This window comes from Streptacidiphilus sp. MAP12-16, assembly GCF_041262165.1.
Taxonomy (GTDB): Bacteria; Actinomycetota; Actinomycetes; order Streptomycetales; family Streptomycetaceae; genus Streptacidiphilus.
Map to the genome: position 1 here is coordinate 157,598 of NZ_JBGCBY010000001.1, position 20,785 is coordinate 178,382.

General features: G+C 69.6%; 26 protein-coding genes and 1 pseudogene. 12 read left to right on the forward strand and 15 right to left on the reverse strand.

Features of this window, described 5'->3' with window-relative positions:
• The first annotated feature begins 391 nt into the window (after positions 1-391).
• Positions 392-958, forward strand: a complete 567-nt coding sequence (locus tag ABIA33_RS00690) for a hypothetical protein (protein ID WP_370075728.1) — start codon at positions 392-394, stop codon at positions 956-958.
• Between the two features lie 163 nt (positions 959-1,121).
• On the opposite strand, the gene ABIA33_RS00695 is transcribed toward ABIA33_RS00690, so the two are convergent.
• The 4 genes from ABIA33_RS00695 to ABIA33_RS00710 form a co-directional block, all read right to left on the reverse strand.
• On the reverse strand, positions 1,122-1,526 hold the full coding sequence (locus ABIA33_RS00695; RefSeq protein ID WP_370075730.1) for a hypothetical protein: 405 nt from the start codon (positions 1,524-1,526) through the stop codon (positions 1,122-1,124).
• An 86-nt stretch (positions 1,527-1,612) separates the two neighbouring features.
• The gene (locus tag ABIA33_RS00700; protein ID WP_370076222.1) at positions 1,613-1,828 is read right to left on the reverse strand and encodes a chaplin; all 216 of its coding nucleotides are present in this window, start codon (positions 1,826-1,828) and stop codon (positions 1,613-1,615) included.
• Positions 1,829-1,928: 100 nt separating this feature from the next.
• The gene (locus ABIA33_RS00705) at positions 1,929-2,168 is read right to left on the reverse strand and encodes a chaplin (RefSeq protein WP_370075732.1); all 240 of its coding nucleotides are present in this window, start codon (positions 2,166-2,168) and stop codon (positions 1,929-1,931) included.
• 129 nt (positions 2,169-2,297) lie between these two features.
• On the reverse strand, positions 2,298-2,540 hold the full coding sequence (locus ABIA33_RS00710; RefSeq protein WP_370075734.1) for a chaplin: 243 nt from the start codon (positions 2,538-2,540) through the stop codon (positions 2,298-2,300).
• A 245-nt stretch (positions 2,541-2,785) separates the two neighbouring features.
• Between ABIA33_RS00710 and ABIA33_RS00715 the strand changes: the two genes are divergently transcribed.
• Positions 2,786-3,028 (forward strand): chaplin, encoded by a 243-nt coding sequence (locus ABIA33_RS00715; RefSeq protein ID WP_370075736.1) that lies wholly within the window; start codon positions 2,786-2,788, stop codon positions 3,026-3,028.
• A gap of 117 nt (positions 3,029-3,145) precedes the next feature.
• On the opposite strand, the gene ABIA33_RS00720 is transcribed toward ABIA33_RS00715, so the two are convergent.
• The 3 genes from ABIA33_RS00720 to ABIA33_RS00730 form a co-directional block, all read right to left on the reverse strand.
• A complete protein-coding gene (locus tag ABIA33_RS00720; RefSeq protein WP_370075738.1) occupies positions 3,146-3,481 on the reverse strand; it encodes a chaplin in 336 nt (111 codons plus the stop codon).
• Positions 3,482-3,874: 393 nt separating this feature from the next.
• Entirely contained in the window at positions 3,875-4,090 is a 216-nt protein-coding gene (locus ABIA33_RS00725; protein ID WP_370075740.1) for a hypothetical protein, read from the reverse strand.
• Positions 4,091-4,390: 300 nt separating this feature from the next.
• A complete protein-coding gene (locus ABIA33_RS00730) occupies positions 4,391-4,612 on the reverse strand; it encodes a hypothetical protein (protein WP_370075742.1) in 222 nt (73 codons plus the stop codon).
• 138 nt (positions 4,613-4,750) lie between these two features.
• Between ABIA33_RS00730 and ABIA33_RS00735 the strand changes: the two genes are divergently transcribed.
• Positions 4,751-5,254 (forward strand): hypothetical protein, encoded by a 504-nt coding sequence (locus tag ABIA33_RS00735; protein WP_370075744.1) that lies wholly within the window; start codon positions 4,751-4,753, stop codon positions 5,252-5,254.
• A gap of 9 nt (positions 5,255-5,263) precedes the next feature.
• On the opposite strand, the gene ABIA33_RS00740 is transcribed toward ABIA33_RS00735, so the two are convergent.
• The 3 genes and pseudogenes from ABIA33_RS00740 to ABIA33_RS00750 form a co-directional block, all read right to left on the reverse strand.
• Positions 5,264-7,018, reverse strand: a complete 1,755-nt coding sequence (locus ABIA33_RS00740) for a carbohydrate binding domain-containing protein (RefSeq protein ID WP_370075746.1) — start codon at positions 7,016-7,018, stop codon at positions 5,264-5,266.
• 214 nt (positions 7,019-7,232) lie between these two features.
• A pseudogene (locus tag ABIA33_RS00745) lies at positions 7,233-7,595 on the reverse strand (VOC family protein); the annotation flags it as partial.
• 8 nt (positions 7,596-7,603) lie between these two features.
• The gene (locus ABIA33_RS00750) at positions 7,604-8,320 is read right to left on the reverse strand and encodes a DUF1707 domain-containing protein (protein WP_370075748.1); all 717 of its coding nucleotides are present in this window, start codon (positions 8,318-8,320) and stop codon (positions 7,604-7,606) included.
• Positions 8,321-8,676: 356 nt separating this feature from the next.
• Between ABIA33_RS00750 and ABIA33_RS00755 the strand changes: the two genes are divergently transcribed.
• Entirely contained in the window at positions 8,677-9,285 is a 609-nt protein-coding gene (locus ABIA33_RS00755) for a transglycosylase SLT domain-containing protein (RefSeq protein WP_370075750.1), read from the forward strand.
• A gap of 91 nt (positions 9,286-9,376) precedes the next feature.
• On the opposite strand, the gene mug is transcribed toward ABIA33_RS00755, so the two are convergent.
• From mug to ABIA33_RS00775, 4 genes are all read right to left on the reverse strand, one after another.
• A complete protein-coding gene (mug, locus tag ABIA33_RS00760; protein WP_370075752.1) occupies positions 9,377-9,949 on the reverse strand; it encodes a G/U mismatch-specific DNA glycosylase in 573 nt (190 codons plus the stop codon).
• A gap of 569 nt (positions 9,950-10,518) precedes the next feature.
• Positions 10,519-11,142: a hypothetical protein gene (locus ABIA33_RS00765; RefSeq protein ID WP_370075754.1), complete on the reverse strand. Its 624-nt coding sequence runs from the start codon at positions 11,140-11,142 to the stop codon at positions 10,519-10,521.
• A gap of 192 nt (positions 11,143-11,334) precedes the next feature.
• Positions 11,335-11,556: a hypothetical protein gene (locus tag ABIA33_RS00770; protein WP_370075756.1), complete on the reverse strand. Its 222-nt coding sequence runs from the start codon at positions 11,554-11,556 to the stop codon at positions 11,335-11,337.
• A gap of 260 nt (positions 11,557-11,816) precedes the next feature.
• Positions 11,817-12,182: a hypothetical protein gene (locus ABIA33_RS00775; RefSeq protein ID WP_370075758.1), complete on the reverse strand. Its 366-nt coding sequence runs from the start codon at positions 12,180-12,182 to the stop codon at positions 11,817-11,819.
• Between the two features lie 385 nt (positions 12,183-12,567).
• Here ABIA33_RS00775 and ABIA33_RS00780 point away from each other — a divergent pair, with 385 nt between their 5' ends.
• Together ABIA33_RS00780 and ABIA33_RS00785 are read left to right on the forward strand one after the other, a co-directional pair.
• The gene (locus ABIA33_RS00780; protein WP_370075760.1) at positions 12,568-12,885 is read left to right on the forward strand and encodes a hypothetical protein; all 318 of its coding nucleotides are present in this window, start codon (positions 12,568-12,570) and stop codon (positions 12,883-12,885) included.
• Between the two features lie 44 nt (positions 12,886-12,929).
• On the forward strand, positions 12,930-13,331 hold the full coding sequence (locus ABIA33_RS00785; protein ID WP_370075762.1) for a PIN domain-containing protein: 402 nt from the start codon (positions 12,930-12,932) through the stop codon (positions 13,329-13,331).
• Between the two features lie 49 nt (positions 13,332-13,380).
• Here ABIA33_RS00785 and ABIA33_RS00790 read toward each other — a convergent pair whose 3' ends face one another.
• On the reverse strand, positions 13,381-13,992 hold the full coding sequence (locus ABIA33_RS00790) for a hypothetical protein (RefSeq protein ID WP_370075764.1): 612 nt from the start codon (positions 13,990-13,992) through the stop codon (positions 13,381-13,383).
• A gap of 157 nt (positions 13,993-14,149) precedes the next feature.
• Here ABIA33_RS00790 and hemL point away from each other — a divergent pair, with 157 nt between their 5' ends.
• The 6 genes from hemL to ccsB all read left to right on the forward strand — a co-directional run bounded on the left by hemL (position 14,150) and on the right by ccsB (position 20,705).
• Positions 14,150-15,484, forward strand: coding sequence for a glutamate-1-semialdehyde 2,1-aminomutase (gene hemL, locus ABIA33_RS00795; RefSeq protein ID WP_370075766.1), 1,335 nt, complete (start codon positions 14,150-14,152; stop codon positions 15,482-15,484).
• Between the two features lie 174 nt (positions 15,485-15,658).
• Positions 15,659-16,309 carry a histidine phosphatase family protein gene (locus ABIA33_RS00800; protein WP_370076224.1) on the forward strand — a complete coding sequence of 217 codons (651 nt, stop codon included), beginning with the start codon at positions 15,659-15,661 and terminating at the stop codon, positions 16,307-16,309.
• A gap of 132 nt (positions 16,310-16,441) precedes the next feature.
• Positions 16,442-17,047 (forward strand): TlpA disulfide reductase family protein, encoded by a 606-nt coding sequence (locus ABIA33_RS00805; protein ID WP_370075768.1) that lies wholly within the window; start codon positions 16,442-16,444, stop codon positions 17,045-17,047.
• An 83-nt stretch (positions 17,048-17,130) separates the two neighbouring features.
• A complete protein-coding gene (locus ABIA33_RS00810; protein WP_370076226.1) occupies positions 17,131-17,826 on the forward strand; it encodes a cytochrome c biogenesis CcdA family protein in 696 nt (231 codons plus the stop codon).
• 3 nt (positions 17,827-17,829) lie between these two features.
• Positions 17,830-19,548: a cytochrome c biogenesis protein ResB gene (locus ABIA33_RS00815; RefSeq protein ID WP_370075770.1), complete on the forward strand. Its 1,719-nt coding sequence runs from the start codon at positions 17,830-17,832 to the stop codon at positions 19,546-19,548.
• Positions 19,545-20,705 (forward strand): c-type cytochrome biogenesis protein CcsB, encoded by a 1,161-nt coding sequence (gene ccsB, locus ABIA33_RS00820; protein ID WP_370075772.1) that lies wholly within the window; start codon positions 19,545-19,547, stop codon positions 20,703-20,705. The genes ABIA33_RS00815 and ccsB overlap by 4 nt, the downstream gene beginning before the upstream one ends.
• The last annotated feature ends 80 nt before the right edge of the window (positions 20,706-20,785 follow it).

Consider the following 20,785-nt stretch of genomic DNA (forward strand, 5'->3'; position numbering starts at 1 on the left):
GGGACCCGCTTGGATCTCGACTGCCCGAAGCGGAGGATGCAACAAAATGAACGACGACCTTTGCCGACGGAAACGATGATTGCTCCGAATGGGTTGCGGAACGACTCGGATCGTCAGCCCGGTGCCGTGCTACTGCTCTCTTCGAGTGGATTTGCGCATTCTCTGGGTTCGCTCGGTCGTTGAAACGAGGGTGCCCGATGTCCGATTGGCGACGGGCGGTGGCTCATCCACTCGCGGGTGAATTCCCTGCGACGGGTTCCGGATGGACGGGAAAGTCTTGAAAATCTTCTCCAGGCGAGCGACGGTGATTGCCCTCGCCACGTGTGTCTCTGCTGTCTCTGCGGGCTCTGTGGCCGGTGCGGCCTCCGCTGCGTCGCTCACGCCGGACCAGGTGGACGGCGTCGAGCAGGCGGCCTCGGCGATGCAGGTGCCGTTCGCAGTACCGATGGGCCCGCTGGTGCATTCGTTGACCGGCAAGGACTCGACCGCATCGGTCACCGGCACGCTGCCCGCCTCGCCGCTGGCTCCGCCCTCGGCGCAGCAGGTGCAGGACCACCAGCTCATCCCGGACCCCCTCGTGCCGGCCCTCAACACCGCGCGTCAGACGCCCTCGGTCGCGGTCTCGGCTCCGGTTCCGGACGCGGACGGCTCGCCCCGGGACGGGGCGCTGGGCATGGGGCTGCCGAGCGCCCCGCTCAAGGCGGTCGGATCGGCTCTCTCCCTGGGACATCCGCTGTCCTGGACCGGTCCTCAGCAGGGCGCGGCCGCGGCGGACCCGAGCGACCACAGCCGGATCGACCTGGGGGACGTCAACCCGACCCTCACCTCGCCCGAGCTGCAGACCGCGCCCGGTGGCCGGATCGACCTGGACCAGGGGCACTCGGGGCGCCCACTCGTCGGCAAGGTGAGCGACCTGCTCGCTACGGCGGCGGCGGCCGGTCAGGAACTCAAGGGCTGATTCGCTCCCATACCGACAGGTGCCCTGCGGCTGCTGTGGTCCGGCTGCCGCAGGGCACCTGTCGTCCGAGCCGGACCCCCCGGCTCGGACGACTGAGCTGGCGATCTCCGCTGTGTCGATCTCCACTGTGCTGATCTCCGTTGTGCCGACCGGTGGGTGACGGTCAGTTGGGGGCGGAGGGAGCGATGGCCCCGACGAGGGGGAGGCTGCCCAGTCCGCCGCCGGCGCTCAGGGGCGCGGTCACCGCGGTCGTGGAGATCGGCGCCATCCCCGGGTTGTCCGGCTGGAGCGCGAGGCCGTTCGCCAGCGGGTCGGCGGCGGAGTCGGCCATCGGGTCCAGCCGCAGGTTCTTCGCCGGGGCGATCGCCTCGACCAGGCCGGTGCCGAGGCCGGTCAGCGCCGGATCCGCCTGCGGGCTCTGCAGCGTCGCGACCCCGTGGTTCGTGGGGCTCGCCGGTCTCGGACCGCTCGCGTTCTCGGCAGCCCAGACCGGGGTCTGCGCGGACAGTCCGCCCAGGAGGAGGACCAACGCGGTGGTGGTGTAGCGCTTCTTCAGGGACAGGGCCATGGGTGGCTCCTCGTCTGTGACGAACAGCGATGCTGCCCCTCGGGCTACGGGCACCGAGGGGCAGCATCATGGATGGTGCGGACCGATCAGCAGTCCGATTCGTTGATGCAGGTGTTGCCGAACGCCGGGTTCAGAGCGCCGATGACGTTGACGCTGTCACCGCAGACGTTGACCGGGACGTGCACGGGGACCTGGAGCAGGTTGCCGGACAGCACGCCCGGGGAGTGCTCGGCCTCGCCAGTGGCGTTGGCGTTGGCAGCGGCGGAGCCCGCGCCGGCCACGAGCAGGCCGAGGCTGGCCATGGAGAGGGCTGCGGTCTTCTTGGCGTTGAGCAAGACGGATCTCCTGAGTCGCATGGGAGCGGAGGGTGTGCCGCAGGCCGGCACACCCGGGACCGCTAGGTCACTTGTTGATGCAGGTGTTGCCGAAGGCGGGGTTCAGCAGAGCGATCACGTTGACCGTGTTGCCACAGACGTTGACCGGGACGTGGATCGGAACCTGGACCATGTTGCCGGACAGGAAGCCAGGGGAACCCTCGGCCTCACCGTTGGCGGTGGAGTCGGCGATCGCGGTACCCGCGCCGGCCAGGGCGAGACCTGCCGCCGCGACCGAGAGAACCAGGGCCTGCTTCACGTTGCGCATGAGTGAATCCTCCGTGTTCTGTCCGTCCGCTGCGGATCGGACACATGTCAAACGAGCGTCGCTAATGGGGAGATACGCGTCGGCGTGGACAACCACCCGAGTAGCCGACGGCCCGCGGGGACGGCGTTGTCAGCCGGCGTTGGTGCAGGTGTTGCCGAAGGCGGGGTTCAGGGCGCCGATGACGTCCACGGAGTCGCCGCAGACGTTGACCGGGACGTGCACGGGGACCTGGATCAGGTTGCCGGACAGGACGCCGGGGGAGTGCTCGGCCTCGCCCTGCGCGCCACTGCTGGCGGCGGCAACGCCAGCACTGCCCGCGATCATCCCGACTGCGGCGATCGCGACCAGCGCGCTCCGCTTGGTGTTCTGCATGGCGTTTTCCTCTCGTCGTTCCGTTGTCCTGGCGGACCTACCTCCCGAGAACGAGCGCCGTTGGGGCGAGGGAACGGCATGAACGGAATGATCACCCGAATGACGTCAGGGCAGGCGGGGCTGATGCGTTCGGGTGACATCCCGGGCGCACCCGAACCCTCGGCGGTGGCAGCGGCGTTGAGCCGCCTGTCCATGCCTGCGTGGCTTCACCACGTGGGCAGACGTACGTACGTATGGAGATAGTCATGAACAACGCTGTCAAGGGTGCCCTCGTCACGATCGCCGCAGCCGGCGCTCTCGCGGGTGGCGCCGGTGCTGCCTTCGCCAGCGCCCACGCCTCCGGTGACGCGGAGCGTTCCCCGGGTGTCGCCTCGGGCAACGACATCCAGGTCCCGGTGCACGTGCCGGTCAATGCCTGTGGTCTCACCGGCAACCTGATCGGTGTTCTCAACCCCAGCTTCGGCAACACCTGCGTCAACGAGGGCTGACGGTCCGTCCGGTCGAACGGGTCGAACACGTCGGACAAGAGCGGCGGGCGGCCGTCCTACCTTCTGGGGTAGGACGGCCGCCCGCCGCAGTGCTGTCGCGGAGGAACTGCCGGCGGATCAGGGGCAGTCGTCGTCCGCCGCCTCGGGCTGCCAGCCGAAGTGGTGCCAGCTCGGGTGGTGCTGCCACGTGAAGTGGTGCGTCACCGGGCTCGCGCTGCTGCCGCCAACGTTCACGCAGGTGTTGCCGAAGCTGGGGTTGAGCAGCCCGATGACATTGATCGAGTTGCCGCAGACGTTCACGGGGATGTCCACCGGCACCTGGATCAGGTTTCCGGAGAGGACGCCCGGCGAGTCGGCCGCGATCCCCTCTGCGGTCGCGTCAGCCGACGCGGTTCCGGCGCCGGCGAAGGCGATGCCACCGATCATGACGGCCACGGCTAGTGCTTTACGCATGTTGATCATGCTCGTCCTTCTGCGATTGACTTCGGTCTGGATCCGGTGGGACGAGGATCGGAAAACCCGATCGGCGTTCACCGGAATATCCACTCGTCGTCATCCTCGGGTGGAGGAGTGTTGGCCGCATCACGAGGTCACCCGGACAGCCGCGCCGAGAGATGCCCAAGCAGGGGAGACGGCCGAGCTGAGATATACTCAGAAAGACGCCTCCGGCGGCCGTTGACCTCCTTGACGGCCGCAGGTGGCGATTCTGTTTCGACGAAGTCCGGGCTTATGGTCCGTCAAGCCGAATGGGCGAATATCGCATATTCGTGACCGATGGAGTGCGGCGGGCGCAGCAGCGCCGTCAGAGGAGCGTCATAGGAGCGTCAGCGGCGGGTCAGCGGCGGGTCAAAGGCGTTGCTGGGGCACCCAGCGGGGAGGCGTGCGGCGGCGCCGCGGCTTCGCGGCGACCAGCTCCTCCCATTCCGGGTCGGCCGCCCCGGGGACCGCGCGGCCCGTCGCCCGCCACTGTGCGGCCAGGGCGTCGAACACGGGCGTCTCGGCGGGACGGATCGTTCCTGCGTCGCGAGGCTGCGCGTGGACCGATGGCTCCTCGCTGCTCATGTATGGAAAACGAGCCCGCAGTGGATTGGGAATCGCCCCCGGCCGCTGATGCATCCGACCGGGTGAGGCGAATCCTGGTCCGCTCGTGCGGTAGCCCCCGACGAGTCGGGGGCTACCGGCGCCGGGAACGCCCGGCAGTACGCCGCACCCCGCCCAGGGCGACTGGCGTACGGGGCAACCCTGCCGGACCGGCATCGACCCGCGCAAGATCGTTAGGCCATAGGAACGACGCCCGGATAGCCGTCCCAGGGCCTCCGGGGGGGCGTCCGGGACGCCCGGCGGCGTCGGTCCCCGGCCCGCTCAAGGGCCCCAGTAGTCCGGTCCCCAGGCCACTCCGGTCAGCGCCGCCGCAGTCCGCTTGGTGAGATTCGCCCGAGTGTCCCCTGCGGGGCGCGGTTCTGCTCCGGTGCGCAGTCCGAACGGCTTCTCGGCCGGTCGGCCGTGGTCCGAGAGTTCCCTGCGCCGGCGCGGGCTCTGGTCTGCGGAGCCGTTCTCGGAGGTCCCAGGAGTGATGTGAGTCATCCTCCCACCATTGCCGGACTCGGCACCCGCAGCAGCCCGACAGCGCAACGGACGCGGGGACAGCCACCCCCTTGGTCGATCCGCCGGGCGACGAGCGCGATAATGCCGGATATGCGATCCCGAGGCACCCTCCCCCGCGTGGCACGGCCTGCCGTGCTCGCCGCCGTCCTGCTGGCGCTCGCCACCGGCTGCTCGGCGGGCGGTTCCGCCGGCGTCCAGCGGGCCGCGCCCGGGGCCGCGCAGACGACGATGCGGACGGGCGCCGACGGGGTCTCGCTCAGTATGAAGGCCCGCAACGTCGACCTGGAGATCACCGGGGCGACGGTGCGCTTCGACCCGTCGGGGACGGCGCGGCTCGACCTCACCGTCCACAACCAGGGGCCGGTGACCGAACACCTGGCGCTGGTGTCCCTGCCCGGCGGCGGCCAGGCCACCCTGCAGGGCGGCACCGCACCGTCCGGCTCGCTGTCCACGGCGGGAGTGCGGCTGGACGCGGGCAGCAGCACGGCCTTCGGTGCGAAGGCGCCGTCGATCGTGCTGCCGCCCGTCAAGGACCTCAGGGCGGGAGGCACCCTGCGGGTGATGCTGATGTTCGGCATCGCCGGACTGGTCGATCTGGACGTCCCGGTCCGCGCCGCCTGAACGGGGACGCTAGCCGAGCGTCAGATCGTCCGCGTAGACGTTGCCCTGCGCGTACCAGCCGTGGATGTAGACGGTCACGGTGCCGTTCGCGCCGGTGCTGAAGGGCACCGTCAGCTTGGTCCAACTGCTGCCGCTGGTCCAGGTGCTGGCCGAGGCCCCGCCGCTGACACCCAGGTAGCTGTAGTTGCCCTGGACCCACCCGCTCAGCGTGTAGCTGTGGTTCGGGGTGAGCGTCAGAGTCTGGTCGCACTCGCCGGTCTGCGACGAGGTCGGCGCGACCAGGAGTGCGTGGCTGCCGGAGTGGACCGGCGAACTGACGACCGCGCCGCCGGGCTGGCAGGTCCACGGGCTGAGGCTGCCGGTCTCGAAGGTGCCGTTGACCAGTGCGCCCGAACCACCGCCGCCGCTCCCGGTCACCGTCAGGGTGTAGGTCGCGGTGTGGCTGCCCGAGGCGGCGCTGCCGGTGAGGGTGATCGGGTAGGTCCCGGCCGCCGCGGAGCTGGATGCCGTGACGGTGAGCGTGGCGCTGCCGCCTGCGGTCACCGAGGTCGGGCTCACGGAGACGGAGACGCCGCTCGGTGCGCCGCTCGCGGTGAGGCTGACGGACTGCGCGCTGCCGGAGGTGACGGCGGTGCTGACATTCGCCGTGGCCGAGCCGCCGGGAGCGACCGAGGCCGAGCTGGGGGCAACCGACAGCGAGAAGTCGTTGCTCGGGACGCCGCCGCCACCGCCGGTGAAGGGCTCCAGGGCCTTGCTGAAGTCCCAGGTGCCCTGGGCGATTCCGGAGCAGCTGTCCGAGCCGCCGGTGCCGACACAGCCGCCGTTGTCACGCTGCAGCGCCCAGAAGGAGAGGCTGGCCAGGCCCTTGCCGGCGGCCCAGCTCTCGACGGAGTGCGCGTCCGCGACCGTGGTGGTCTCGCCCACGCCGAAGTCGTCGATGCCGGGCATCAGGGTGATCCCGATCATGCCCCAGAGCTGCGAGGCGCTCTTGGACGGGTAGAGCGAGGCGAGCTGGCCGTAGAGGCCGGTGGCGGCGCTCTCGGCGTCGTTCGCCATCTCATGGCTCGCGCCGTCGTAGTAGTCGAAGGTCATGATGTTGGCGACGTCGACGCGAGCGTTGTTCTGCACCGCGTTCTGCAGCACCGCCAGCCCGCTGGCGGCGAGCCCGCTGGTCGTCGTCGGCAGGGTGTAGGAGAACTGCACGGTCCGGCCGGTGCTCGCCGCCCACGACTCGACCTGGGCGATGGCCTTGTTGCGGCGGTCGATCCCGGCGGAGTTGGTGAGGGAGTTGTCCTCGGTGTCGAGGTCGATCCGGGTCACCCCGTAGGTGGTGACCACGCTCTCGTACGCCGCGGCGATCGAGCTGACGTTGGTGCAGCTGTCGGCGATCTCGGTGCCGGTGTTGTCGGCGGTGTAGCCGCCGAACGAGGGCACGACGTCGCCGCCCCGGCCCTGGATGGTGCTGATGTCGCTGCCGAAGTTGGCGGAGGTGATGGGCTTGCTGCTGTCCCCGTTCCAGTACGGCGTGCAGGAGCCCTTGGTGGAGGCCTGGATGAACGCCATGCTGAGGTACTTGGCGCCGGACTGGCTGGACAGTGTCGCCGCACTGTCGCCGTTGTACGCCTCGAAGTACGGCGCGAAGACATGCGTGGGCAGTGGCGTGGCGGCGTGCGCGGCCGTCGTTCCGGTGGCCACCAGGCTCGCCGAGGCGGCGACGGTGACCAGGCCGGTGAGCAGGGCGCGGAGGGAGCGGGGATGTCTCATGCGGGGCTCTCCTGTGGGGGTGTGACTGGTGGAGACCTGTGGCTGGACATCGACAATCTTTGGACTAGACCAATAAACTGTCAAGAGTCCTTACAGTTCCCGCGCCGCCCCCTGCGACGCCCCTCCGCTGCCCCTCCGTACCGGCCCCACTCCGCCCTCTGCGGGTCCTCCCTCCGCCCCACTCCGCCCTGCTGTCGTTCCGTCAGTCCCGGTACTCGGCCGCGCTTCGCTCCACGCAGAACTCGTTGCCCTCGATGTCCGCCATGACGGCCCAGCCCGCGCCGTCCGGCCGGCGGAGGTCGGCGACCATGGTCGCGCCCAGGGCGAGCAGGCGCTCGACCTCCTCATCGCGGGTGCGGTCCTGCGGCCGGAGGTCGAGGTGCAGCCGGTTCTTGGTCGACTTCGGTTCGGGAACGGTGATGAAGAGCAGCCCCACGCCGGGAGTTGCGAGCAGTGCCTCGGGGTCGCCGGGATGGTCGTCCTCGGCCAGTTCGGCGTCGAGCACCTCCGCCCAGAAGCTGCCGAGGGCATAGGCGTCGGCACAGTCGATCGTCAGGTGTCGCACAAGGGAAGCCATGGGCGCCACTATGCGGGCCGCGACGCCGCCCGGTCCAGCAGGTTGTGGCTCGCGCGCGCCGGGTTCGGACGGCGGCGGAACAGCCAGTCCAGAAAGCCCCGGCGCGGGCCGCGGACGGTGATGTTGCCGCTGCGCACGCTGCCCGAAACGCTGATCTGCAGCCTGATCGGCGCACCGGGCTCACGGCGGACGCGCTGGCGCACGTTGCCGCTCCGCACCGCGACGCTGTCCATGTCCACCGCCACCTCGGGCGGCACGATCAGTGTCAGGTTTCCGCTGCGCACCGCGACGGTGAGATCCAGGGTGGGGCGGCTGACGACGGCCTCCGTGAAGTCGATGACCGCGTTGCCGGCGGTGGCCTCCACCTCCAGGCGTCGGGGCACGGACCACGGTCCGATCCGCTCGATGTTGCCGTGGCGGGACTCCAGCCGGACGAGCTCCTTGGGCGCCGGGGCCAGGCTCGACGTCAGCCGGGGAGTCGCCGGGCCAGGAGTCGCAGCCCTGGCCGGTGCGTACCCGGCGCCGGGTGCGGCCGGCAGGTCGTGCAGCAGCAGCGCCAGCTCGCCGTAGGTGCGCGCGGTCAGCGCGATTTCGAGGCGTTCGTCCAGCTCGTCCGGGGTGAGCCGGCCGTCGCCCGCGGCGACCCGAAGCTGTTCCACGGCCTGGTCGCGGTCCTCGTGCGAAGCGCGCAGGGCGCGGCCATCCGGAACCAAATCTTGAGACATATCTCGTACTGTAACGCGTAATATGTCGCGAGACGAGAGTGCAAACCGGTCGATTGTGGCGTCGAGCACTCTGGCAGGCAGATTCTTGCTCCGCTCGGCCGGTCCGTGTGAATGTGGAGAAACCGGGCGGCCAACCGCCCGGTGGAGAGAACGGCCAGAACCGGCCGCCGCGCGAGCACGTTGTGCCGAGAACGCGGTGACGCCACCCCGCCGACCGGTGCCTACGGCCCTACAGGCTGCCCTTCCTCCGTGATCGACCCTGCCCGCAGCGTTCGCGCCGGGCTGGTCGTGCGACTCAGTTCGTCCCGAGCGGTCACTGAGCGCTGTCCGGCTGCCCTTTTGACCCTTGGAGTGACATGCAGTTCAACGCCCGCACGCCCGCAGGTCTGACCGCATACCTGGTGATCGCGTCGACCGCGGCCTTCGGATCGGTGGTGGCGATCAACGCCGCCGACGCGAGTGCTACCGGACACAAGCCCGCGGTGGCCGAGCGAATACCCGCGGCCACGCCGGCGAAGGCTGTGATCCCCGCCACCCGCCCCGCCACCCGCCTCGCCGCCAAGCCGGCCAAGCCGGCCCAACCGGCCAAGCACGCGCAGCCGGCCAAGCCCGCGCAGCCGGCGAAGAAGACCTACGCGAACGACTTGAACGGTTGGGTTGCCCAGGCGCGCGACCTGTTGGCCCAGCACGGAGACGCCGTCCCCTCCGCCGGCGCGATCGAGGCACGCGCGCTCACCGAGTCCTCCGGCAACCCGCGCGCGGAGAACCACTGGGACGGGAACCAGGCGCTGTACGGCGGCACCTACGGCCTGATCCAGACGATTCGACCCACCTTCGAGGAGTGGAGCCTTCCGGGCCACAAGGACATCCTCAACCCGGTCGACTCCATCATCGCCGGCGTCCGCTACGCGAACGACCGCTACGGCTCGTTCGACAACATCGCCTACGGCAAGCAGGGCTACTGACCGCCCTCCCCCGTCCGGCGTCCAGGACCGCCGCGCGCCGACACCTCGGCGACCTCCGCGCGCAGGCGCTGCATACGTCGTCCGCACGCGACTACGCGAGTTCCTCGCGCAGACGCCGGAACTCCGCCGCTATGCCGTCCAGCGTGTAGTGCGCGTTCAGCCCGCTGGGATTGGGCAGCACCCACACCTCGGTGTCGCCCAACCCGACCGGCTGCCGACCCACCGCCGCGCGCGGGGTACGGAAGGCCGTCCGGTACGCCCCGATGCCCAGCACCGCCAGCGCGCGGGGCCGCAACCGCTCGACCCGCTGGACCAGTTCCTCCCCGCCCGCGCGGAACTCCTCCGCCGTCAGTTCGTCCGCCTTCGCTGTGGCGCGGGCCACGACATTGGTGATGCCGAGCCCGAGGCCGAGCAACTCCGACTGCTCGTCAGGACGCAGTTGGCGGGGGGTGAACCCGGACCGGTGCAGCGCAGGCCAGAAGCGGTTCCCCGGCCGCGCGAAGTGCAGCCCCGTCGCCCCCGACCACAGCCCGGGGTTGATCCCGCAGAACAGCACGCGGAGCCCCGGCGCCGAGACGTCGGGGATGCTCACGCCGTGGGCCGCGGCCAACTGCTCGGCGTTGGGCTTCCCGGTGACGAAGGACTTCGCGAATGAATTCTGCACCGCCCCAGTCTGCCTCCACCGGTCACCGGCAGGGTCAGCCCTCGGCGAAGGACAGTCGGCAGTAGGACACCACGGCCGGCTGGGATCTCCTCAGAGCTCCGCTGTCTGTGGGATAGCGCACCCTTGCAGAGTAGGTGGCTCCGCCCCTGAGTACGTCCGATGAGGCTCAACCAGCTCGCGGCAACTTCGGGCGGTGGAGCCGGTTCCCGGCGTTGTGGAGGTGGGGCCCGGAACGTCCGGTGGTGGATCGTGGGGCCCGCCCGCCCTGTCGCCAGCAGTGGGTGGTTGAGGGTTACGTCCCCGTCGGTAGTACTGCCGCACCCTGGGTGTGCCGATCGCGAGGTTGAAGAAGAGCACCGCCATGCCCAGCGGCATCCACCATGTATCGAACGTGTGCATTACCGTCAGCCGCTGTGCCGCGGCAGCCTGCGAGTAGACGGAGTTCAGCAGCAGCGAGTTTCCGATATAGGCGAGCGTGGGCGCCAAGGGCAGCAGGGTAAGCGCCGCCCGTACCCGGAAGGAATCGTCGAAGGCCAGCTGCTGGTGCGAAGCGGACGCCTGACGGCCGTTCAGGATGGCCAGCTGTCGACCCTCCACCCCGCGCAGGAACAGCAGCGTGGCAAGAGCGCCGCTCCGAAGACATAGGGAGAGAACTCGTGCGCCACCCCCTGGCGCCGCACCTCCCACAGCACCGCGACCGCCAGCAGCGCCGGAGCGACGGCGAGCACCCTTGCCGCCCACAGGGCCGACTCGGGTATCGCCATACGCAGAGCGATCGGCCACGGCCGGACGACTCGCTCTCCAGGCGCGCGCTGCTCCCGCCTAAGCCCCCAGAGCTGCCCCAGGGCGCTCATCACGATCGTGACGGCCATGCACAGCAGTGCGAACGCCGGCCCGTGCAGTAGTGACCTGCTTGGAAGGCTCGACGCGAAGAAACGCCACGTCGACAGCGCGAAGACCGGGATCCCGAGCAGCGCCATCAGCGCGAACTGCACCAGGGTCTGCTGCCGCACCCGCGCAGCCAGCGGCTCGACCAGGTCCGGCGGAAGGGCCAGGTCGACCTCCTTCGCCCAGCGGTCAGCCCGGAGCAGCCGCAGCCGCTCACTGTCCCGCCGCCAGACGAGCGCCGACCACCCCAGCACGACAAGCATCGCCCCGGCTGTGACCAGCCCCATCACCGCAGCACCGCTCATGACGCGCACTCCCAACAGCATCCATGTGCGGCGCATCCTCGCAGGCCACCCCCGGTACCTCGGCGCCACCCCCACGGCCCTGGGGCGCGCCCCGACGACGAACCTGCGGCCGAGGGCGGCGCCCCGTTCACGCGTGCCCGTAACGACCCCTTTCTCAGCTGCCGTCGCAGAGGCGGGCGTGGCGGAAGAAGCTCAGACCGCGATGAGGCGGACGTCCTGGGCGTTCAGCGCTGACAGGTAGGCGCCGATGTCGTCGGGATCACTGGTGAAGACGACAGCGCTGCCATGGCGGACCGCCGTTATGGCCACCAGGGCGTCGACCACGTCGGGGCGTTTCTTGGCCGGCAGAATCGCCGTGGCCAGGGCTCCGCCGATCCGGTGCCACCCGGCCAGGTCCAGGGCTGTGTTGCACATCAGGCATACGGGTTCTCCGGCAACTGTCGGACGCAGTGCGCTGGGGGAGCTTCGCGCGTGCGGGATGGTGCAGTCTTTAAGCACAGTTGCAAGTGCGTGAACGGTACTTGGCGCAGGGCGCCAGACCTGTGCCAGGACCGGGCCGGGCACGACCGCGCGGTGCGGTGTTGCCCTCATGCCTTCGTGGAGGCGGACTGCCTTGGCTTTGCGATCGGCGAGCGCGATCAGCATGCCGGTGTCGTAGACGGGGACGCGAGCGCTCATGCCGCGTGGCCGGGCCGATTCTGTCGCCCTCGGGTCGAGGGGCGGGCGGCTGGCTGCTGCGCGGGTTGATCGGAGCCGTAGACGAGCCTCATTGCGTCCTCGACCTCGCGTCGCTCCTGCTCGGTGAGGTCGTCCTCGGCCACGTCGGGCAACGCGGGCAGTGCGGCGGCTTCGGCTTCTGCCGCGGCGATCACCGCGTCGATGGAAGCGAACTGTGCTTCCAGCGCGTCGGTCTCGGCCATCTGCCGAGTGGCGGCATTGACGAGGTAGGCCGAGACGTCCATCCCGGCCCGGACGGCGTGGGCTCTGATCTGCTCGGCGTGCTCGGCATCGAGGCTGATACTGATCCTGGTCTTCGCCATGGCTTCAGTGTATGACGCGTATTACGGGAAGCCAAGCGGCTTCTGCCAGGTCTGACACCCTCCGTCCTCGGCCCGGAGCCTCACCGCGACGACGCGGTAAGCCAACAGGGCAGGGCCACCTCAGGCTGGTGGCCCGCGTCGTGCAGCCGGTTGGCGAAGCCGTGCCACTCGTGGAGCTATTCGCGCGGGCACTGGGCTGACCTGCAACGATGCGGCGAGAGCGCCGCTGGTCGGCGAAACGACCTTTCATGGTTTTCGTTGATCGGCGGCAATTTTCGCACTCATGTGCCCTGAAAGTGCCCTGGGTGATCAAGCACCTCGCCGCCGTGACCGCCTCGGCTCCGGCCACTCCAGCTGTCGTATTACGGCGTGATACGATTTCGTCATGGCGAAGACGAGGATCTCCATCAGCCTGGATCTCGATCAGGCCGAACGCATCAGGCTGGCCGCGGAGGAAGGCGGTCAGGACGTTTCTGCCTTCGTGGTTGCTGCCGCACTCACCGAGGCCGTCCGCCGGGAGCGTATCGCCGCGTCCTTCGCCGATATCGACGCAGCCATTGCCGCTGCTGAGGCTGAGGCGGAGTCTTTGGACTGGCCGCCCGCGAGCGACGCCCCCACGGAGGAGTCCGTTCGGATCAGGGAGCAGGTTGCGGCGGCCCGAGCCCGGGCGGCAGCCATCCGTGCCCGTCGGAACGCCGCATGAATTGGGGCTGCCCGACGTGTCCTGATGCCGATTCGCTCGGCGACGTGGTGTACGACGCGGGGATGCTCATCGCGCTCGCTGACCCGCGCGATCGGCGAGCCCGATTGCTGCACGCGGAGTACTGCCTGACTGGGTGTCCGGTTGTGCCTGCCCCGGTGGTCGCTCAGGCGTGGCGTGGAGGTGCCCGCACTGCCTACCTGGCGCGGGCGCTCAAAGACTGCGCAGTGGTGTGCTGCTACACCGAGGCGGAGTGGCGCAGGGTAGGCGAACTGATCGGCAGGGCAGATCTCAACCCGAAGAAGAAGCCTGATCCAGTGGACGGCCTGGTCGCCGTCACGGCTGTGGAGATCGATGCGACGATCGTCGCGACCTCGGACCAGGACGACATCCAGGCGTATCTGGATCAGATCCACGGCAGCCAGGCGATCACCGTTCTCGGCGTTTGACCTGATTTGCGTCCTCGGCGGTGAACCGAGAATTTTCCAATGCGCTGATTCACGGCCACATCAGGCAGTACAGCTGGTGCCCGGCGTCGTGGAGGCGGTTGGCGAAGTCCTGCCACTCGTGCAGCATCTGGTAGATCACGAAGGCGTCGCGGGGGCCGCGGCGGTCGGGGACGGTGGACCAGATGAAGGCCGCGGTGCCGAGTTCGGCCTCGTCCGCCTTGCGGAGCGGCTCGACCACTGTGTGCGGGAGCTGGACCACGGCGTAGTCGGGGTGGAGGACGACCAGTTCCAGAGGGGGGACGGCGGCCAGCGGAATGCCCTGGATGCCGGTGAGCACCATCGCGCTCATCGTCTCCGGCTTGATCTTCGTGGAGAGCCCGCCGCTGATCGACTCCTCGGAGCCCTCGCGCCCGTCCTGGCCGAAAAGCTCGCCGAGCCGGCCCAGGGTGCCCAGTTCACCCGCGTCGAGTCCGAGGCCGTCGCGTCCCAGCGCGGTCGGAACACGGGCGGCGGTCGCGCGGTCGGGTGCACCGAAATACTTGTACGTCACCCCCACGCCGCCACCGCCTCTGTTTCCACCACGCCTACGCGAAGCCCTCGCCGCACCCTCGGACTCTTCGCGTGCCTCGGACACCCAGAGACCATCCTTACTGGCAGTCATCCATTTGCCAACAGGCAGCGGACGCGCGGCAGGGAGTCCCCCCGCGCGGAACGCCGTCCACCGAGTCCCGCTCGGCGGACGGCTGTGCACTGCGGCCAGATCATCGTCCCAGATGATCGGGCCGGACATGCCGAGACACAGGACACGATTTGAGACCATGTCGTATGTGAGCTATTCGTACGAAGCACCCGAGTCCCAGTCACTGTTTCAACGCGCCTCCGTCGTTACCCCTGGTGGCGTCAACTCGCCGGTCCGAGCGTTTCGGGCTGTGGGCGGCACTCCCCGGTTCATGGCGTCCGGCCAGGGCCCCTGGCTGACCGACGTGGACGGTCGCGAGTACGTCGACCTGGTCTGTTCCTGGGGTCCGATGATCCTCGGCCACGCCCACCCGGCCGTCATCGAGGCGGTCCAGGCGGCGGTCGTTCGCGGCACCTCGTTCGGCACCCCCGGTCGGGGGGAGGTCGAACTCGCCGAAGAAATTGTGAGCAGAGTCACTCCGGTTGAGCAGGTTCGGCTCGTGTCCTCGGGCACCGAGGCGACCATGTCGGCGATCCGGCTGGCTCGCGGCTTCACCGGCCGAGCCAAGATCGTGAAGTTCGCGGGCTGCTACCACGGACATGTGGACGCGCTGCTCGCCGCCGCCGGTTCCGGTCTCGCCACCTTTGCGCTGCCCGACACCCCCGGCGTCACCGGCGCCACCGCCGCAGACACCATCGTCCTTCCCTACAACGACCTGGACGCGGTCCGGACCGCCTTCGCCGCGCACCCCGGCGAGATCGCCTGCGTGATCACCGAGGCGTCGCCCGGCAACATGGGCGTCGTCCCGCCCCTGCCCGGCTTCAACGGGGGTCTGGCGCAACTCTGCCGCGACAACGGCGCGCTGTTCATCTCCGACGAGGTGATGACCGGCTTCCGCGTCTCCAGGGCCGGCTGGTACGGGCTGGAAGCCGCCCACGAGGGCTGGGCCCCCGACCTGCTGACCTTCGGCAAGGTCATGGGCGGCGGCTTCCCGGCCGCGGCCTTCGGCGGGCGAGCCGACATCATGGCGTACCTCGCTCCCGCCGGGCCGGTCTACCAGGCGGGCACGCTGTCCGGTAACCCGATCGCCACTGCCGCCGGGCTCGCCCAACTGCGCGGCTGCACCGACGAGGTCTACACGACCGTGGACCGCGTCGCGGCCGAGGTCTCAGGACTGGTCGGCTCCGCCCTGGCCAAGGAGGGCGTGGCACACCGCGTGCAGACGGCCGGAAACATGTTCTCCGTCTTCTTCACCGACGCGAAGGTGACGAACTACGACGAGGCACGCCGTCAGGAGTCGTTCCGCTTCACGGCGTTCTTCCACGCCATGCTCGCCAACGGCGTCTACCTGCCGCCGTCCGCGTTCGAGTCCTGGTTCGTGTCGGCGTCGCACGACGCCCGCGCGATCGAACGGATCGCGGAGGCGCTGCCGCTCGCGGCACGGGCCGCCGCGGAGGCGACGGCTCCGGCGTAGGTGTGGCAGGGGTGGGGTGTGGGCCGGGTGGGGTGTGGGCGGTCGAGCGAAGGAACCCGCCGGCAGGTGTCGCCCGGCCCCGGCCGTCCCGGGCTGGGCGATACTTGCGGCACAGCCAGGTGACCAGAAGGAGCGGTACAGGTGAGCAGTCCCGAGACCACCGTCGTCCACCTCATGCGGCACGGCGAGGTGCACAACCCGGAGGGCGTGCTCTACGGGCGGCTGCCCGACTACCACCTCTCCGAGCTGGGCAGGAAGATGGCCGAGCGGGTCGCCGACCACCTGGGCGGCCGTGACATCACGCACGTCGTGGCGTCCCCGCTGGAGCGCGCCCAGGAGACCGCCGCTCCGATCGCTCAGGCACTCGGCCTCACCACGGCCGTCGACGACCGGCTGATCGAGGCCGACAACATTTTCCAGGGCAAGACCTTCGGGGTCGGCGACGGCTCGCTGCGCAACCCCGCCTACTGGAAGTACCTCACCAACCCGTTCCGCCCGTCCTGGGGCGAGCCGTACATCGAGCAGGTCGTCCGGATGATGGGCGCGCTGGGCGCGGCACGTGACGCGGCCCGGGGCCACGAGGCGGTGTGCGTCAGCCACCAGCTCCCGATCTGGATCACCCGCAGCTTCGCCGAGCACCGCCGGCTGTGGCACGACCCGCGCAAGCGGCAGTGCTCCCTGGCGAGCCTCACCACCTTCACCTACCACGACGACAAGATCGTCTCGATCGGCTACAGCGAGCCCGCCCGCGACCTGTTGCCCGCCCACCTCACCGCCAAGGGCCGCAAGGGCGACTTCCCGGTCGCCAGGAGCTTCGGCGCCTGAGGCTCGCCCGCAGCTCGCCCGCAGCTCTCTCCGAGCCGGGAGCCCCAGTGTCGCGGCAGGTCAGAGTGCCTGCCGCGACACGACCGCCGGGGGCGGTGAAACCGCTCAAAATACCCATGCGAAACTCTTCACATGCGCCCCCGTCTGTCCTCACGCCCGTCTCCCCGCGCGCTGATCGCAGCGCTGGCCGCCACCGCGGCACTGGCCCTGGCCGGATGCTCGGCGGCGAACAGCTCCAACAGCAGCGACAGCTCCTTCGTACAGGGCACCGGCGAGATCTCCACCGTCGCGGCCGCGCATCGGGGCGCACCGATCGACCTCAGCGGTACGGATCTGGACGGCAAGCAGATCAGCCTTGCGGACTACAAGGGCAAGGTCGTCGTCCTCAACGTCTGGGGCTCGTGGTGCGGGCCGTGTCGTGCTGAGGCGAGCGACTTCGAGTCGGTCTACAAGGCCAACAAGGACAAGGGCGTGCAGTTCCTCGGCATCGACACCCGCGACCTGCAGAAGCCGGCCGCCCAGTCCTTCGTCAGCGACCACGGACTGACGTACCCCAGCCTGTTCGACCCCGACGGCGAACTGCTGCTCAAGTTCCCAGCTGGAAGCCTCAACCCGCAGGCGATTCCCTCCACGCTGATCATCGACAGGCAGGGCCGTATCGCCGTGCGCGCGCTGAAGGCGCTGGCGAGCGACGACCTCAGCAGGATCCTCGCCCCGGTGCTCGCGGAGAAGTCGTGAACGGCACGGCCCCGGTCCTCCTTGCCGTCGCCGACAACCAGACGGTGCTGACCGGCGCGCTGATACTGGCGATCCCGGTGGCCATGCTGGGTGGGCTGGTCTCGTTCTTCTCGCCCTGCGTACTGCCGCTCGTCCCCGGCTACCTCTCCTACGTCACCGGGTTCTCGGCAGTGGATCTGGCCGACGCCGAGGGACGGCGACGCGGACGCATCCTGGTCGGGGCCGTCCTCTTCATTCTCGGCTTCACGGCCGTGTTCGTGTCCGAGGGCACACTCTTCGGCTACTTTGGACGCCGACTCGTCCACTACCAGCGGACGATCGACATCGTCACCGGTGGGCTGACGATCCTGATGGGGCTGGCCTTCATGGGGCTCCTGCCCGGGTTCACCCAGCGCGAGGTGCGCAGCCACCGCAAGCCGATGGTGGGACTTCTCGGTGCCCCGCTGCTGGGCGTGGTGTTCGGCATCGGCTGGACCCCGTGCATCGGCCCGACGTTGCAGTCGGTCCTCGACCTCGCGATGCAGCAGGGCAGCGCGGGACGCGGCGCCTTCCTCACCGCCATGTACTGCCTCGGCCTCGGCCTGCCGTTCGTCCTCGCCGCCCTCGCCTTCCGCCGGGCGCTCGGGGCGTTCGGCTGGGTCAAGCAGCACTACCAACTGGTCATGCGGATCGGCGGCGGGATGCTCGTCGCGGTCGGACTCATGCTTGTCACGGGGCTGTGGAGCCAGCTGGTGTACCAGCTGCAGCTCTGGTTCCCCATCTCCACGTTGGGAATCTGATCCATGACTGACCGTCGGGAAACGGACGAGCGAAGCGAGCTCGACACCGCCGAGCGCCTCAGCAGCGCACCCACCCAGGAGCAGACCGACGCCGTCGGCATCGGCTTCGTCGGCTGGCTGCGCTGGGGCTGGCGGCAGCTCACCTCCATGCGGGTCGCGCTGATCCTGCTCTTCCTGCTCTCCCTCGCCGCCGTACCCGGCTCGCTCGTGCCGCAGACCTCCGCGTCGCCGACGAAGGTCGCCGACTGGAAGGCGGCGCACAAGTTCTTGGTCCCGGCGTTCGACAAGCTGGGGATGTTCCACGTCTACAGCTCGTTCTGGTTCTCGGCGATCTACCTCCTCCTCTTCATCTCCCTGGTCGGCTGCATCGTCCCGCGCACCTGGCAGTTCGTCGGCGTGCTGCGCGCGCAGCCCCCGGCCGCCCCGCGCCACCTCGTCCGGCTGCCGGTGTACGCGACCTGGCGCACCAGCGCCGACGCCAACGCGGTCCTCACGGCCTCGCACGCGCTGCTCCGCAAGCGGCGCTTCCGGGTGTCCGCCACCCAAGCGGACGCCGTCAGCTCCGAGAAGGGCTATCTGCGCGAGGTCGGCAACCTGCTCTTCCACATCTCCCTCGTCGCCATGCTGATCGCCTTCGCCTTCACCAAGATGGCGGGCGGCATGGGCACGGTCCTGGTCGTCGAGGGGAACGCGTTCAGCAACAACGTCACCCAGTACGACGACTTCTCGCCCAGTACCTTCTACACGGCGAACAGCCTCGACCCGTTCGGCTTCAAGCTGGACAACTTCGAGGCCACCTACCAGACCAGCGGTGACCAGCTGGGAACGGCCCGCACCTTCGCGGCGCACGTCTCGTACTGGACCGGAAGCAACGCCGGCACGCTGACCAAGGGCACCATCGAGGTCAACCACCCGCTGCAGATCGGCAGCAGCAACGTCTACCTGACGGCCCACGGATACGCCCCCGTGATCCAGGTGACCGACGCCCAGGGCAAGGTCATCTTCAACGGCCCCACGCCCTGCCTGCCCCAGGACGCCAACATCACGTCGCTGTGCGCCATCAAGGTCTCCGACGGCTACAAGGACAAGACGGGGAAGAGCACCCAGCTCGGTTTCGCCGGGATCTTCGCCCCGACCGCCGAACTCAGCACCACTCTCGGCCCGCACTCGGTCTTCCCGGCGGCGGACAACCCCGGGCTGTTCATCACCGGCTACAGCGGCGACCTCGGCAACAACTCCGGTGCCCCGCAAAGCGTCTACTCGCTCGACCTGGCCCACATGACGCAGCTGAAGGTCGACGGCCAGATCTGGAAGGCCCAGCTGCACCCCGGTCAGGGCTTCAAGCTGCCGAGCGGCGGCGCCGTCACCTTCACCGGTTTCAAGCAGTGGGCCAACTTCACCGTCGCGCACAACCCAGGCACGACGGCGGCGCTGGTCAGCTCGGTGCTCGCGATCCTCGGTCTGATCGGGTCGCTGTTCGTGCAGCGCCGCCGGATCTGGGTCCGCGCGGTGGCCGGCCCGGACAGGGTGACCACGATCGAGCTGGCCGGACTCGCCCGCAGCGAGTCCTCGCGGATCGCGGAGGAGCTGGCGGACGTCGCCCTCGCCCTCCAGGACACCGCCCCGGCCGACGCACAACCCGCCGACGAGAACTCCACCGACGAGAGCACCGCCGAAGCGTCGGACAACCTCACCTCCACCTCCCTCCCCAAGGAACGATGAGCGTGAAGAACCTCGCAGCCGAGGCGATCAACACCAACCTCGCCCACATCTCCAACGTCCTCATCTACTCCGCCATGGCGGTGTACCTCTTCGCGTTCCTCGCCTACACGGCCGAGTGGACCTTCGGCGGCCGCAGTCGGGTCGCGCGCCAGTCCGCGGCGCTGACGGCCAGGCCCGGAGCCACCCTCGCCGACTCCGTGGCGGAGGCCGCGGCCGCCGCGTCCACCGCCGCGCCGAAGGTAGCCGTCACCGTCACCAACGCGAGCGGCGCGACCACCACCCTCACCCGCACCGTCGCCGCCAAGGCCGGGAAGGTCGACGTCGTCACCCGTGGCGACGCGGCCCCGCCGACCGACGGTGTGGGCGCGGCCGGTGGCGACGAGCAGGCCGACCGCCTCGGCCGCATCGCCGTGTCCCTCACCACCCTCGCCGCGCTGCTCCAGCTCGGCGGCGTGATCGCACGAGGCGTCTCGGCGGGACGCCCGCCGTGGGGCAACCTGTACGAGTTCACCTGCGCGCTGACCCTGGTCGCAGCGCTGCTGTTCGTCGGCCTGTTCTTCTCCGGCCGCAACGTCCGCTGGCTCGGCCTGCCGCTCACCGTAGGCATCCTGCTCGGCCTCGGCCTCGCGGTCACGGTCCTCTACACCGCCTCCGAGCAGCTCGTCCCCGCCCTGCACTCCTACTGGCTCTGGATCCACGTCTCCGGCGCGATGGTCTGCGGCGGCGCGTTCTACGCGGGCGCGATCACGACGCTCATGTACCTCTGCCGCGACCACTACGAGGTCGCCCTCGCCGCCGGCCGCGCCAAGGGCGGTCGCTGGGCCGACATCTGCGAGCGGATGCCCGCCGCGGCGACTCTCGACAAGATGTCCTACCGCATCAACGCCTTCATCTTCCCGCTGTGGACCTTCACGATCATCGCGGGCGCGATCTGGGCCGAGGCCGCCTGGGGCCACTACTGGGAGTGGGACCCGACCGAGACCTGGGCCTTCATCACCTGGGTCGCCTACGCCTGCTACCTCCACGCCCGCGCCACCGCCGGCTGGAAGGGCCGCAAGGCCGCCTACCTGGTGCTCATCGCCTTCGCCTGCTTCCTCTTCAACTCCTACGGCGTGAGCATCTTCATCAACGGCAAGCACTCCTACGCGGGCCTGTAGGCCCCGATCAGGCACCCAGGACGGCCCGGGAGTCACTCCGCCATCGGAGTGACTCCCGGGCCGTCGGCTCGTTGGAAGAG